15 protein-coding genes are annotated in these 13,951 nt (G+C 45.5%); 7 read left to right on the top strand and 8 right to left on the bottom strand.

Features of this window, described 5'->3' with window-relative positions; all coding sequences use genetic code 11:
- Positions 1–117: 117 nt before the first annotated feature.
- Positions 118–879, top strand: a complete 762-nt coding sequence (locus tag H6F52_RS11415; protein WP_190412602.1) for a MinD/ParA family protein — start codon at positions 118–120, stop codon at positions 877–879.
- Between the two features lie 120 nt (positions 880–999).
- On the opposite strand, the gene H6F52_RS11410 is transcribed toward H6F52_RS11415, so the two are convergent.
- The 3 genes from H6F52_RS11410 to H6F52_RS11400 all read right to left on the bottom strand — a co-directional run bounded on the left by H6F52_RS11410 (position 1,000) and on the right by H6F52_RS11400 (position 2,796).
- Positions 1,000–1,218 carry a hypothetical protein gene (locus H6F52_RS11410; protein ID WP_190534684.1) on the bottom strand — a complete coding sequence of 73 codons (219 nt, stop codon included), beginning with the start codon at positions 1,216–1,218 and terminating at the stop codon, positions 1,000–1,002.
- Between the two features lie 209 nt (positions 1,219–1,427).
- A complete protein-coding gene (locus H6F52_RS11405; RefSeq protein ID WP_190534681.1) occupies positions 1,428–2,360 on the bottom strand; it encodes an SH3 domain-containing protein in 933 nt (310 codons plus the stop codon).
- Positions 2,361–2,496: 136 nt separating this feature from the next.
- Positions 2,497–2,796: a hypothetical protein gene (locus H6F52_RS11400; protein WP_190412599.1), complete on the bottom strand. Its 300-nt coding sequence runs from the start codon at positions 2,794–2,796 to the stop codon at positions 2,497–2,499.
- 486 nt (positions 2,797–3,282) lie between these two features.
- Between H6F52_RS11400 and H6F52_RS11395 the strand changes: the two genes are divergently transcribed.
- Positions 3,283–4,536, top strand: coding sequence for an FtsX-like permease family protein (locus tag H6F52_RS11395; RefSeq protein WP_190412597.1), 1,254 nt, complete (start codon positions 3,283–3,285; stop codon positions 4,534–4,536).
- A gap of 568 nt (positions 4,537–5,104) precedes the next feature.
- Complete coding sequence (locus tag H6F52_RS11390) at positions 5,105–5,797, top strand: ABC transporter ATP-binding protein (protein ID WP_199292335.1); 693 nt, start codon at positions 5,105–5,107, stop codon at positions 5,795–5,797.
- Between the two features lie 196 nt (positions 5,798–5,993).
- On the opposite strand, the gene H6F52_RS11385 is transcribed toward H6F52_RS11390, so the two are convergent.
- On the bottom strand, positions 5,994–7,010 hold the full coding sequence (locus tag H6F52_RS11385) for an SDR family oxidoreductase (RefSeq protein ID WP_190430524.1): 1,017 nt from the start codon (positions 7,008–7,010) through the stop codon (positions 5,994–5,996).
- A gap of 397 nt (positions 7,011–7,407) precedes the next feature.
- On the opposite strand from H6F52_RS11385, the gene H6F52_RS11380 reads away from it, so the two are divergent.
- The 3 genes from H6F52_RS11380 to H6F52_RS11370 all read left to right on the top strand — a co-directional run bounded on the left by H6F52_RS11380 (position 7,408) and on the right by H6F52_RS11370 (position 9,697).
- Complete coding sequence (locus tag H6F52_RS11380) at positions 7,408–8,019, top strand: Uma2 family endonuclease (RefSeq protein ID WP_190534678.1); 612 nt, start codon at positions 7,408–7,410, stop codon at positions 8,017–8,019.
- 135 nt (positions 8,020–8,154) lie between these two features.
- A complete protein-coding gene (locus tag H6F52_RS11375; protein ID WP_190534675.1) occupies positions 8,155–8,511 on the top strand; it encodes a hypothetical protein in 357 nt (118 codons plus the stop codon).
- Between the two features lie 469 nt (positions 8,512–8,980).
- Positions 8,981–9,697 (top strand): class I SAM-dependent methyltransferase, encoded by a 717-nt coding sequence (locus H6F52_RS11370; RefSeq protein ID WP_190430526.1) that lies wholly within the window; start codon positions 8,981–8,983, stop codon positions 9,695–9,697.
- A gap of 250 nt (positions 9,698–9,947) precedes the next feature.
- Here the strand turns inward: H6F52_RS11370 and H6F52_RS11365 are convergent, their stop codons facing one another.
- The 3 genes from H6F52_RS11365 to purS form a co-directional block, all read right to left on the bottom strand.
- Positions 9,948–11,060 (bottom strand): iron-containing redox enzyme family protein, encoded by a 1,113-nt coding sequence (locus tag H6F52_RS11365; protein ID WP_190534672.1) that lies wholly within the window; start codon positions 11,058–11,060, stop codon positions 9,948–9,950.
- A 228-nt stretch (positions 11,061–11,288) separates the two neighbouring features.
- Positions 11,289–11,963, bottom strand: a complete 675-nt coding sequence (gene purQ, locus H6F52_RS11360) for a phosphoribosylformylglycinamidine synthase subunit PurQ (RefSeq protein WP_190534669.1) — start codon at positions 11,961–11,963, stop codon at positions 11,289–11,291.
- A 108-nt stretch (positions 11,964–12,071) separates the two neighbouring features.
- Entirely contained in the window at positions 12,072–12,359 is a 288-nt protein-coding gene (purS, locus tag H6F52_RS11355; protein ID WP_190412878.1) for a phosphoribosylformylglycinamidine synthase subunit PurS, read from the bottom strand.
- 162 nt (positions 12,360–12,521) lie between these two features.
- On the opposite strand from purS, the gene H6F52_RS11350 reads away from it, so the two are divergent.
- The gene (locus tag H6F52_RS11350) at positions 12,522–12,929 is read left to right on the top strand and encodes a Fur family transcriptional regulator (RefSeq protein ID WP_190412589.1); all 408 of its coding nucleotides are present in this window, start codon (positions 12,522–12,524) and stop codon (positions 12,927–12,929) included.
- Here H6F52_RS11350 and H6F52_RS11345 read toward each other — a convergent pair.
- Positions 12,926–13,909: an SPFH domain-containing protein gene (locus tag H6F52_RS11345; protein WP_190534665.1), complete on the bottom strand. Its 984-nt coding sequence runs from the start codon at positions 13,907–13,909 to the stop codon at positions 12,926–12,928. The genes H6F52_RS11350 and H6F52_RS11345 overlap by 4 nt on opposite strands.
- Positions 13,910–13,951: the final 42 nt, after the last annotated feature.

Here is a 13,951-nt window from a genome sequence, read left to right as displayed (position 1 = left end):
AAAAGACAAAATGGTATAGCGTATAAGCCGCACGGTTCATTCCCCGCGCCCTTGAGTGGGCTTTCTCGATTGTTTTCTGTTAAGGATGAAGAATCCTCTCACATATTGAGGTAAACCATGTCAAAAATTGTGTCCATCCACTCATTCCGGGGTGGCACCGGCAAATCAAATTCGACGGCGAATCTGGCAGCTTTAGTGGCTCGCTTTGGGTATCGCGTTGGTATCGTTGATACCGATATTCAATCGCCAGGAATTCACGTGCTTTTCGGTTTCGATGAGCAGAAGATGGAACACTCTCTCAATGACTACCTGTGGGGTCGCTGTTTAATTGAAGAAGCTGCTTATGATGTCACCTCAGTTTTAAGAAAAACTGGCGTTAAAGGCGGCAGCATTCATCTGATTCCTTCTAGTATCAAAGCGGGGGATATTACTAAAGTGCTGCGCGAGGGATTTGATTTTGGTCTCCTCAATGACGGTTTCCAAGAGATAATGGAAACCTTGAATCTGGATTACTTATTTATTGACACCCACCCAGGTCTTAACGAAGAAACTCTACTTTCTATTACTATCTCTGATATCTTGGTGCTAATTTTGCGTCCAGACCGCCAAGACTTTCAGGGAACTGCTGTGACGGTGGAAGTGGCTCGGAAATTACAAGTGCCTAAGATGTTGCTGCTAGTAAATAAGGCGCTACCCGTTTTGGATTTTGATGCCTTGAAGCAACAGGTAGAAAAAACCTACAATGCTCCGGTGGCTGGAATTTTGCCGCTTTCGGAAGAGATGATTCAAATGGCAAGTAGCGATCTTTTTTGCCTGCGGTTTCCAGATCATCCCTTGAGTAAGGTGATGGAAAAGGTTGCCAAGATGATTATGGCTTAATAGGTCATTATCAGTGCATCCGAAAAACAACTGATTTGTAGGGACGGGTTTAACAAAATATTGGCGATCGGACAAGCATATTGATAAACTCCCCTACACTATGAACTTTCGCCAATTTAATTAATTGCCCGTAACCATTCGTAAAATAGTTTGGGGAAGTTGGGTTATCTGCTGCCAAAGGTCTTGGGGGCCGATGCCAAAGAAGAGTTGTAAAACGAGAACAACTGCCGCAATGAAAATGGCTGTACTGATGCTGGCTTTCACTACCTTAATTAGTAAGGTGAAGACTAACCAGGATACGATGAGTGCGGCAATTAGAATGATTAAGTCTACTGGCATGGACGTTGCTCTCAAAGGTATTCATCAGGCTGGAGAATTTTGACAAGGTAACAGAATCTTTGCTGGCTCGAAAATACAGAGATAGTTTTTGTGAAGTCACCTTTGCGAACTTCATCGATCTCGCTTCAAGCTTAGTCTGTAGGAAACTTGCTTTTAATTCCCGATCGCCTGTCTAATTTTCCCCGAAATAGCGATACTTTTACCTTGATTTACTCTCCACCGGGCATATAAAGCAGACGCCATTGCCCTTTTACTGTGCCAAAGACGGCTTGATATTCCAGGGGAGAATAAGCGAAGCGATTGGAAATGTAGCCCGGTTTTGCATTTGGCAAAATCACCGCAGTCCACCCATTGATGGAACTGTAATCTTCGCCCCGTTGTGCGCGTTCTCTAGCACGTTGTTCTTCGATTTGACGATTGACTTTGACGACTTCGTTTGAGAGTAAGCCGACTACAGGACTCTCCACGCTGGGTTGCGATCGCACGTTCACATTTTCACCTACAACGATGACGCGGCTTAATTCGTAGGAAACGCCATCGGCAGAATTTGGTGCGGGATACTGTCGAGCAAAATCGCGCGGTACGGTGTTACAAATCCAACCTGGAGATTGGGGATCAACGTCCGGTTGCCCCTGGTTAGTGGTTTGAAAACAACCGGCAGCTAGGGCTTTTTCTAGCCATCCCCAGATTGGGGCATTGTGATTTTCTAGCTTTAAATCGGGGAGGGTGCTGATGCCGTGACCAATGCCAATTTGGTTGGGGGGCAAAATGGATTGCAGAAACTCAGCATCGCGCGATCGCACTGCTTCCCGCAACTGTTGCCGAAATTGAGCGAAGTCACTTTCTGGGTTTACTTCATCTACCAGAACGATGCGTTGATGGGGAAAGTCATCCAGCTTTGGCTGTATTGCCACATCCGTTTGAGTCTTTATCTGTGGCGTTGTGGCTTCAACTGCATCGTTGTTGGTTTTAACGGTGGAAGCGATCGCAGTTGCTTCTGGGATCGAAGTTGATTCCGGTATATTTGTTTCTATGCTTTGTTGGTTCTGTGCCCCAGTTTGGCGACCGGCTGTTGCTAGAGTGGCACCAGTAATTGCCGAAATCGCAACTGCCCCCATAATCAAAAAGTATATTTTTTTCATAACTAATGCCGATAACGTCTTTTTGTTACCTACAGTTGAGACGCTAGGATTTCAGGCAAAGTTATTAAATTTTTGTTTTTAAATATGTAAATATGCCGGGAGGCTGATGATTGGCACTCCCAGCAAAGGTCGTATATTATTTCTCTTCTACATACATTGGAGGCTCAATCGCAAAATTGTTTAGCTGCCCCGCTTCATCCAGGATGTAACCCTCGGTCGTATCTAAACCAGTTCCTTCTTCTTGTTCTCTAGCTGCTTCAACTTGGTGTTTATTCAGCTCTTTGTCCACATTAGATGGAATCACCGCATCTGCTGCATTCACGCCCAATACTGATTGCGATAATTGAACTCCAATGTGGTTGTTTCCTGGTGCCCCTCTTCCCGGTTCTGCTTCGCTGGGATCTTCTGGCAATACTGGATTTTGTTCGTCGCTCATGAATTTTTCTCCTATGTTATTTTAAGTTGAGCGTAGTCTGTTTATTACGATGTTTCTATTTATGAAGGTAGCTTAGTTAGTATCGCTCTTTACTCTTTCGCGGGTATTAAATTGGTAAAGGCAAAGGTAGAGAGCGCAGCGGCATTGTTTGATAGCCAGAGGCTTGGCTTAACGCTGGATAGGCGAGATTTCCTCTGACACGTAAAAGACGCGATCGCATTGAACTCCTCTCAGCACGTCGGTAATTATAGGGAAATCGCAGCCAGAACCAAGCTTAATCCTTTCACAGTAAAATAAGATTTAAAAAATCCATCTTAGTGCGGATATATCGGTAAGCACAATGAATAGGATTAGCAAATCTGATTGTTCTAAGAAATCGGGTTTGGGGTACTGTAACGCAATTTTCAGTTTATTTCGCTCGTTTTGCGGAAATTGTCTTTCAATTTTCCGGTTTTATAATAAACACGCTAGTAAACAACTCCTTTCATGGCATCAATCGCCCGCAAAAACCTATTTGAGGATATTCCCCGCTTCCTGGCAGCTCAGGCGGGGATTATGTTTGCAGTTAGCTTAGTCACTATTCAAACGGGTATTTTCAATGGATTTACTCGCGCTACGACTTTGCTAATCGACAATTCCAATGCTGATATCTGGGTATCCTCAGCGGATATGATTCACATGGAGCTGACACTACCCATACCCGCGCAGCGAGTTGTTGAGGCTCGACGGGTAGAAGGCGTAGAACAAGCTGAACCGCTGATTGTCCAAGCATCTTTGTGGCGAGATTCTCGGAACAAGATTTCACCGATGAGAATCATCGGATTCAATCCAGCCGGAGAATTATTTAGTCCAGGGAAAGTTATTCAAGGAAGTTTGAGTGCCTTAAAGCAGCCTTACACGGTAATGCTGGATAAATCTAATTTGCGTCCTTTGAACATCAAACAAATTGGCGATGTTGCTGAAGTTGGCTCATTTAAGGCACAGTTAGTTGCTCTGACGCAAGACACTCAATCAATTACATCGAATACTTTTTTGTTCACCTCGTTGGAGACTGCCAACGCTTACGCAAATTCCCGCGTAACGACGAGTTTAAACTGCAAGCTCCAATCGGGTGACATAAAATGTACCAGTGCTTCCGCCAGTTTTAATAACCCACCCGCTGCGAATAATCTATCTGCTCCTGCACCCCAGAAATTAACTCCTACTGATTTAATCACCTATGTATTGGTGCAGGCAAAGCCCGGTCAAGATTTACAGCAACTCAAGAAAAAGTTAGAAGCAGCACTACCAGATACCCGCGCTTATACGAAGGCCGAAATGGCATCGCAGACGCGGGTTTTCTGGCAGCAGCGCACGGGAATTGGGTTTATTTTGGGCTTGGGTGCCGTTGTTGGCATTATTATCGGGATGGCGATCGCAGGTCAGATCCTCTACGCTTCTGTATCTGACCACTTAAAGGAGTATGGTACGCTCAAGGCGATGGGAGCTTCTGATTGGAAAATTTACGGTGTGATTGTCGAGCAGGCTCTCTGGATGGCGGTTCTGGGCTATATTCCCAGCATGGTTCTTTGCCAGGGGTTGGGAGCTTGGACGTTTGCTACTCAGGGAATCATCATTTTAATCACGCCTGGAAGTGCGATCGCCATCTTTGGGATTACGACTCTGATGTGTGTTGGTTCAGCTATCTTTGCTATCCAAAGAGTGACTCGTGTCGATCCGGCTATTGTTTTTAAGGCATGATTTTAGAATTTTGCCGCTTTATGATAATAGTCGATGGTTTTCAGGAACCTGATATACTCAATGACCATCAATAATAAATGTAGATGTCTGTTTTATCCTAACTGATAGTGAGTTGAACTTTATATTGGCAACAGGGCGGAACAATTAGAAATTAAAACATTATACAAACCTATTTTGGAGAGTATGCGTACTTTAAGTAGGTGAGTGTAATTCAATCTCACTTGAAACGGTGAGGAGAGCAGGGTTCGTACTACCTAAAGTCACACCTACTATTTAGTCCCTAATGTCAATCTCTATCAAATAGATTGATTCCTGCTCGCTATTCAATAGTCGAACAGCTTTTATCTAGAGCCGGAGACATTAATGTTCGGTTTCTTCTTAAAGCCTGCATCTGATTCTTTCCTTCGATGCTTCCGTTGAAATTTTGTCCGGAGTATGGTTACTTAAGACAGATTGCATTTAGTAACTCGTTGTAGTTTAGACCTAACGAATAGAAATTTTGATGATTCTTTCCCAAAGCAACCGTACTCAATTTGCCAGTGTCCGAAATCTAGATGCTATTCCTTCTATGAGTTCGCTTCAGGCTCACAGAAAAGCCATTATCGGCATCGGAGTAGAAATGGTATTCCAGTCGGGAGGATCGCGTTTCCAAGCCCTTAAAAGAGTCAATCTGGAAATCTTCAAGGGCGATATTCAACTATTGATGGGGCCATCTGGATCGGGTAAAACGACCTTACTCTCAATTTTGGCTGGGATTTTGACGCCGACTGCTGGCAGCGTACACTTGCTGGGGGAAGAGATTACAAGGATGTCTCGGAGCCAGTTAGCAAAGTTCAGACTGGAAAATATTGGCTTTATTTTTCAAGGATTTAACTTGTTTCCGGCGCTGACTGCGGCTGAGAATATAGAAGTAGCGCTGAATCTGAAAGGGATTCGGGGACGAATGGCACGGCAACAAGCACAAATTTTGCTAGAACAGGTGGGATTGGCGGATAAGGCGAAAAATTTACCCCGCGATTTATCTGGGGGACAAAAACAACGGGTAGCGATCGCTCGTGCTTTAGCTGGCAATCCTCAGTTGATTATGGCAGATGAGCCTACGGCGGCTTTAGATTCTCACTCCGGACACGCTGTGATTGAGTTACTGCGTCAGCTCGCGAAGGAAGGCGGTTGCACGGTTCTGATGGTGACACACGATAGTCGAATTATGGATGTTGCCGATCGAGTGTTGCATCTAGAAGATGGAAGGTTGAAGGCATAACATCTAATTTGTGAATCGGGTCATTGATAGTTTGTTGCTGTTTGGGAATGGAGAAGTGGAAATGAAATTAGGCGTGCCTTCTTTCCAATTTCCCATTCCTTTTAAGAATTATGAGAGCGATCGCAACTTTAGATGAGAAGGCGGCTGAGGTTGGATGCGATCGCTTCAACCGAGTAGTGTCCCTGATGCGATCGCCTTAAATATTATTTCCTGGGAAAAACTCTTTGACGACTGCGGCAACTCCCAACGCCGCAGCTGCTACAGCGCCCCATTTAACCGGCGGATTCTTATCCAGCCAGTCAGTAAAGGAGGGAATCGTTAGATTGCCAAAATCTCCTTCTACTTTGTCATGGCTGAGAATCGGCTCGTAAAGATTATCTGGCGCATCTTCAGACTTTGGCTCGTTGGTTTTCTGAAAATTGAAGCCGATGAGAACCAAAATTTGATCCACCAGTCCCGGTGAGATGCGCTGAACCACATCTAACAGCTTGCCCACATCCCCCACAATAAAGTCACGAGTGGGGTGTTCGGCTACGTAGAGGATCGCATCAGCAACAAGGTTCGGCTCATAGTACGGCGGTATTCCCGTCGGCTTGACGCCTAATTTTGTGCGACCGTTGTTGTAGAAGGGCGTGTTGATCACGGATGGCTTCACACTCGTCACACTGATGGGGATTCCCTCATGTTGCAGCTCGACGCGCAGAGATTCTAGAAAGCCCTCAACCCCGTGCTTTGCTGAGGAGTAGGCACTCTGGAGGGGTAATGAACGCCTGCCTTCCATTGAAGAGATGTGGATCAGCGCCCCGCGTCCTTCACGCTTGAGATGAGGTAGCGCCGCCATTGCTCCGTATACCTGCCCCATCAGGCTGATATCGATAATCCGCTTAAACTCTTCCGGTGTTGTATTGTCGAAAGTGGCAAAAACGCCCGTGGCGGGGCAATGCACCCAGGTATCGAGTCGCCCGTATACCTGCACAGCTTTATCTGCGATCGCTTTTACTTGCTCGAAATCCGTGACATCAGCAACGACTGCGACTGCTTCACCGCCTTGTTGCTGTATCTCATCCACCAAAGACTTTAACCCTGGTGCGCTGCGAGCTGAGACGACTACTTTTGCGCCTCGGTGGGCAAACTGCAAAGCTGTCTCGCGCCCGATGCCGCTAGAAGCGCCAACGACGGCGACGACTTGCTCTGTGATTGGCTTTAATTGCATTGTTGCTCATCCTTTTATTAAAGTTGCTGACGACAAACCATTCACCTTTGCAGCTCAATTGCATCCAGGAACGTTGCCTTAGTTGTCGAATGTTAAGTTCTATTAACTAAATTAATCGACTCACGGCGGGTTACATCAGTCTCAGGGTTGACCTCAAGGTTGACAATGGGGATGGGAGTAGCGCCCTTTGCCTAGATTTTGCGATCGCTGGATAGCTGACTTTTACAGAAGTCAGCTCCGAATTCGTGCAGGTAGTCCACGACTAAATTTTCCAGAATGAGAAAAAAAGAAAACAATTTATTTAGCGCCAATACAGAAGCAAGAAGAAGCGAACAAATTTTATAACAGAGCGATAATAGACTAAAAAATATAAGCAAGTGAATACTTTAATAACTTTATGAACACAGCAACAATTACTTTACCTTCTACCCTCAAATTAACAATTGACTTGACAGACGAGCAGTTTTTCCAGTTATGTCAGAACAATCGGGATTTAAGATTTGAGCGCACAGCATCGGGCGAATTAATCATTATGCCCCCTACAGGTAGCGAAACTGGAAATCGTAATATCGATTTATCGTATCAACTCCAAGCTTGGAGCCGACAAAACAATTTAGGGCTTGCCTTCGACTCTTCGAGTGGCTTCAAACTGCCGAATGGTGCAGATCGTTCACCTGATGCGTCTTGGGTAAGACGCGTTAGCGAAGCGGCTCCGGAGGAGCGTCGCTGGGATGCTTTGACCCCCGAAGAACAACAGGGATTTGCACCGCTATGTCCTGATTTTGTGGTTGAGTTACTCTCTCCTAGCGATTCGCTGAAAATCGCACAGGCGAAAATGAGAGAGTATATGGAAAATGGCGCTCGTTTGGGTTGGTTGATCAACCGGAAAAACCAGCGAGTAGAAATCTATCGTCAAGGGCAGGATGTGGAAATTTTAGAAAATCCGGCAACTTTATCAGGAGAAGATGTGTTACCTGGGTTTTTATTAGATTTAAAACAAATTATGTAGTTTTAGACGAGATCGTGCAGTTTTGGTGGGAAAGCGATCGCAGTCGTATGTGAATAAATGTGATCAACAGCCGTGAGTGCTTACAGGCGATCGCAAAAAGTCTTGTAAAATCTTGCCATTCGATATAATGAACAGATGTTGGACTTTAATTCCCTCTCTGAGTTTTCACGCGCCCACTGTATCGCCATTTGCGCGTTTCTGGTTCCAGCCAACTTGGGTGCTACCATCTGGACAATGATTCTGGCTGCACTCTGTCGCCCTCAAGTTCAGGTGTGGCGGAGTGCTGGAGTGGCAACCGTCTTTGCTCTGGTGATGGTGCTACACGTCTTTACTTGGTTCCAGGTTGGGGTAGTGCTGCCTCCCACCTATATCCTGCTATGTTTGGGAAGCACCTGCCTGGTCACAAATATTCTAGCAATCGCCTACAACTACAATACAGTTGTCCTCCGCAAACGCTACCCTAATGCTTCTAGCGCTATCAACCACCCCTGAAACAGCTTCATGTCGTCAGTATTGCCTCGCCTTTGGTTTGATGCTTGTAGTAACAACGTTAGGCAATGCTGGCTTCTGATGGATGTGCGTTCACACAGATATCATCCCAGGTTTTGTTAACAAAGATATTTTGTAGCTTGCTAGCCAAACTCCAGGTACTCATCAAAGATTAGTTTATACCTGTGGATTGAATGGCGATCTTAACCAACTGGCAGTAGTTGCTTAACTTTTTATAGCTCCATTTATTACTTAATGATGACTCATGGCTAATTGCTAAGTGTTGAAAAGCAATTAGCCATTTGTTGTTTTTTGTTCAAAAAAACAGTGTTTTTTAAAAGTCTGTAAAAACACCTTAGAAAATTATAAATAAATGTAAATGCTTGTCAATGCCTTTGGGTATAATTCTCTTGATAGATCACAAAAGCATAGAGGATGAATTAGCTTTGTTATAGTTATCACCGAGAAAACTATGCTAATTTCATCCAGGCCAGTAAAAGATGTATTCTATTGCCCAGAAGAATCTAATTTTTATTCTCAATGTTTAGAAAGTTTAGTTTTAAATGAGGGCGCTCATGGTAAAACTATTATCGAATTTGGTTCAGGAGATGGAACCCCAGTCATTAACTCCTTAATGAGAACCAGATTTGATGGAATTATACATGGCTTTGAACTCAATGACTTAGCCTGGAAAACTGCTAAATCAAATATTCAGGAATACGAACTTAGCGCCCAATATATCATCCACAATACTTCTTTCTTTGAGGCATCTCTTCCCAAGGCCGATTATCTGATTTCAAATCCACCATACCTTCCAGCGCCAGATGAGAATATTTATCAACCCCTGTTACATGGGGGTACAGATGGGTCTAAAATTGCCAAACGGCTTTTATCTTTAGATTATGAAAACGTCTTACTAATGCTCTCTAGTTATTCTAATCCGGAGGGCTTTATTAATTATGCAATCATGCAAGGCTACTCGATTGCTAATTTTATCGTCTCCCCTCTAAACTTTGGTTATTACAGTTGTGAGCCAAAGGTTAAAAACACAATTAGAGAGTTGCGAGAAAAGAATATGGCTTTTTACTCAGCGAACATCTATCTTTTAGCTGGTGTTTTGTTTAGGAAGCAGCAGAAATGTCAAGTGGATTTATCTACTGAGCTGATTCAGATCATGACATCTTTGTAAAAGTTTAAACAGGGAGGGGGAGAGCGATCGCTAAAGAATCTTTCCCTAAACCCAAAAGCCACTTTAGACGGGAACGAATCAAGGGTACTGAGAAGTTAACAGTTCTCAGTGCCCTATTCTTATTGTTTAACTTCTAACTAAAACTAGAAAAATTCAAATTTATTCTCGTTCTCAGGGTTCAACCATGAGAACGAGAATGGAAGACGACTGACTGTTAACAAGTCGGCAAGTATTTTAGGCAAAATGTATTTTATTGATTGGCCTCTCGATCCGCTTCTCTTGCCGAACGCGCGATCGCTACACCAGCGCGATCGCCCATTAGCTTCTCTTGGTCATATCCCAGGACAATTTCCCAAGCATCATTCGGGTACTTGTCAACCAACGGCATCGCCACATCATCTAACATCCATTGACCGTGACGTTCGTCTTCCCGAATGTGCAGTTCCCAGTAACCCATTGCTGCATCAGAAAGTTTCAACCGTTGCGCTGCGGCTAGATAGGTTTTGTATGCCGCAGGACCTGCCACTTCAAAATAAGTCAATCCACCGCAGTAACGCAAGAAATAAATTTTGCGCTCGGTGACGAGAAAGTTATGATTGGCGCAGGCTAGCACTTCCCAAGGTACTAAATCGAAGTAGCCCTCTGGCTCTGTGTTCATGCCAAACTCGTCAAGCATCTGGGCAAAAAAGGTAGAGTGCTTGCGGGAAAGGCGACCGTTGCCGTACTCTTCCAACAACACTTTGACGAGGGTACATTGTACTGCGTTGGCGGTGCCTCCCAGAATGCGCGACAGGCGGCTGCCTTCAACTAAGCCATCAAAGGAACCAATTGCCAAGATTCGGCGATAACCAGCCTCTGTTGTCTGCTCCCGCAAGTAGCGACTACCTTCCGATAGGGGAGGATCTAAGTCGGCTGCACCCCGCTCGCTCAGCGCTTGCTTGACATCGGTTGGGGAAAGTTTTTGGAGTGCTTCTACATCAAAGTGTGCCAATTCCCACTGCTGCCAAGCGGATTCAATTTGGTTGCGAACTTTTTGCAACCAAATTGAGCGCTCGTTGGTGTAATGGCGCAGATCGTCATACCAAAACAGCTTGAGCCGATTGATGCGATACAGCACGCGCTGCAAAAAGAGGTGTGCGGCTTCAACTAGCTCATCACCACTTCCTACCTTGTAAGCCGCCTCAATTGCGGTAGCGATCGCACTTTCAACGTCGCTTGCTAGTTCAGGTTGTGCAGCTAGCTTGTTGTCTAAATCTTCCATTTCGAGCAATTTTATAAATTGCTGCTCAGATTCGTTGTAGCTTGTGGCTGTTTCTTGACTCGTTGCCGTATTCGTTGGTTGAAAATCAGTAATCGCGACCATAATTGCCCATGAATTCCGTCTTTGCACTTTTTTGATGCTAGTGCTGTCTGCTTGGAACAATTGTCGGTCTGTGGGGGGAACTTGCGACAGCCAAACGTATTTCTACCTAAATATATAGGTGCTTGAAGATTAAGCACAAACACGCGAAGACACCAAGAAAGCACAAATTCTATCTTGGTGTCTTTGTGGTTCAACAAAGCACTTTTCGCCGGACTTTTTGCCAGGACACTACGCGCTCGCTGCCACCGCAGACAGTAATCCTTGGAACAACCCAATGCCATCCGTACCGCCTAAAATCGGATCTGAGGCGCGTTCTGGATGAGGCATCATTCCTAGCACGTTGCCTTTTTTATTGCAAATACCCGCAATATTATTTAAAGAGCCGTTATGATTCTCGCCGTGATAACGGAAGAGAATTTGCTGGTTGTCTTCCAGCTTTGCCAAAGTAGCGGCATCGGCGTAGTAGCGCCCCTCACCGTGGGCAATCGGGAGGGTAATGACTTGTCCGGTAGAATAAGCTTGTGTCCAAGGGAGATGGGTGCGTTCGACTTTCAGGGGAATGCGATCGCAAATAAAATGCAACTCTTGATTGCGGGTAAGCGCCCCTGGCAAGAGTCCCGCCTCTGTTAGCACCTGAAACCCGTTGCAGATACCCAAGACAAACTTCCCTTGCTGGGCGTGTTTAATCGTTGCTTGCATCACCGGAGAGAAACGAGCGATCGCGCCACATCGCAGATAATCGCCGTAGCTGAAGCCACCCGGAATCACTACCACATCGAGATCGGAAATATCCGTGTCTTCATGCCAAACCATCCGCGTTGGCTGATGTAGCAAATCGCGAGTCACATAGGCGACATCGCGATCGCAATTAGAACCCGGAAACACAACAACCCCAAATTTCATATTGCTAATCGCTAATGGAAGACTGGCTAGCCAGAAGTCATCAGTAGCGATTGGTTCTTCACAAATGACCCATCGCTACTAACTACCAACTACCTAGCCCCTATTATCCTAAAAGAATATCTCCGTCTCTATCTGACCCGACATCTCAGTTAGGTCAAACCGATAGTTTTCGGTTACCGGATTCGTCAACAACTGATCGCACATCCGATCTAATTGATGCCGCGCCTCATCCTCACTCTCTGCCATCAGAGTCAGTTCAATATACTTTCCGATTCGCACCTGCTCAACATTGGCATATCCCATATGCCCCAACCCAGACTGTACCGCCGTGCCTGCTGGGTCTAAAACTGAAGGGCGCAGAGTCACGTAGATTTTCGCTTGATATTTCCGATTCACAGCCATTCCTATAAATTATTCCCTTAGATAGGTGATATTTGTTTTATTCTAAGGGGGGAAGGGTGTGAGCTGCGTGAAGTTCTCGCAATTTAAGCTGGAAAGAGATAAAGGTATCAGCGACAACCTGAAACATATTAAGGATATCTAGCAAAACTGAAGACCATGAAAGCCCAACGCACCCGCAGTCAGGAGCGTATTTTGAATCTGCTCAAGACGATGAACCGAGCTGTCTCAGCTCAAGATATTTATGTAGAACTTCGCAATCGTAGCCAAAGCATGGGACTAGCAACCGTCTATCGTTCCCTGGAAGCCTTAAAACTGGATGGTGTCGTCCAGGTACGGACATTGGCAAGTGGCGAATCGCTCTACAGTTCCGTGCAACAAGACAAGCACCACCTAACTTGTTTGCAGTGCGGAGACTCGATTCCCATCAATCAATGTCCAGTCCATGAGTTGGAGAGCCAGCTGCAACAATCGCACTCGTTTAAAATTTTCTACCATACTCTGGAGTTTTTTGGACTGTGCGATCGCTGCTGTGTTGCTCAAGTTGCTAGCGATGCCTTAGATTAACTATCGTCGCCTAAATCTAAAAATTGAGCTTGGTTCGTGTCTCCGACAATCGAGCGAATGCCTTCCAACGTAGCTGGGATAGTGCGCGGGTCCATAAACATCACCTTGCTGCTACCGCTCTTGCCAATCGCCATCCCCATTTCTAGATAATTCTGAGCGAGTAGGTACTGAAGAGCTTCCTGGGCGTTGGGGTCGGTTTTGAGCGTTTTAGAAATCACTTGGAGCGCTTCAGCAGTAGCCTGAGCCTTGAGAACTTGCTGCTGCCGTTCCGCCTGCGCTTTGAGAACAATCGTCTTTTGTTGCCCTTCTGCCTCCAGAATCGCGGATTTTTGACGGGCTTCTGCCTCCAGAACTTGCGCCTCAGCCTTCCCTTTCGCAGAGTTCACAGCTGATTCGCGTTCGCCCTCAGAGGTAAGAATTGCCGCCCGCTTGCGACGTTCCGCCGACATTTGCAATTCCATCGATTCTTGTACAGCCTTGGAAGGAACGATATCTCGCAGTTCTACCCGCGTCACCTTCACTCCCCAAGGATCGGTAGATTCGTCCAGTTCTCTAAGCAAAAGTTCGTTAATTTGAGTCCGGGCAGTAAAGGTTTCATCCAGTTCCAGTTTGCCCATTTCCGAGCGAATCTGCGTCAGCACCAAATTCACCATTGCTGACTGGAGATTTTCCACTTTGTAGTAGGCTTTCTCCAAATCCAGAATGCGCCAGTACACGACAGCATCAGCGGTAATCGAAACGTTGTCGCGGGTAATACATTGTTGGGGAGGAATATCGAGAACTCTTTCCCGGACGGTTGCTTGGTAAGCGACTCTTTCGTAAACCGGGATCACGAAATTCAGACCGGGTTTTAGTTTTTTGCCGCTATATTTACCTAAAGTTTCGACTAAAGCTTCGTTTCCTTGAGTAACCACTTTGACGCCTGAGAGGGCAGATCCGCCTAAAACTAAAGCAATTAGTAACCCAAAAAATCCTTCCATTGTGAACCTCGTTTTTACAATATCGCAGATTGATAAACCCTA

The organism is Coleofasciculus sp. FACHB-542 (assembly GCF_014695825.1).
Taxonomy (GTDB): Bacteria; Cyanobacteriota; Cyanobacteriia; order Cyanobacteriales; family FACHB-T130; genus FACHB-T130.
This window is presented reverse-complemented; position numbering and strand designations above follow the sequence as displayed.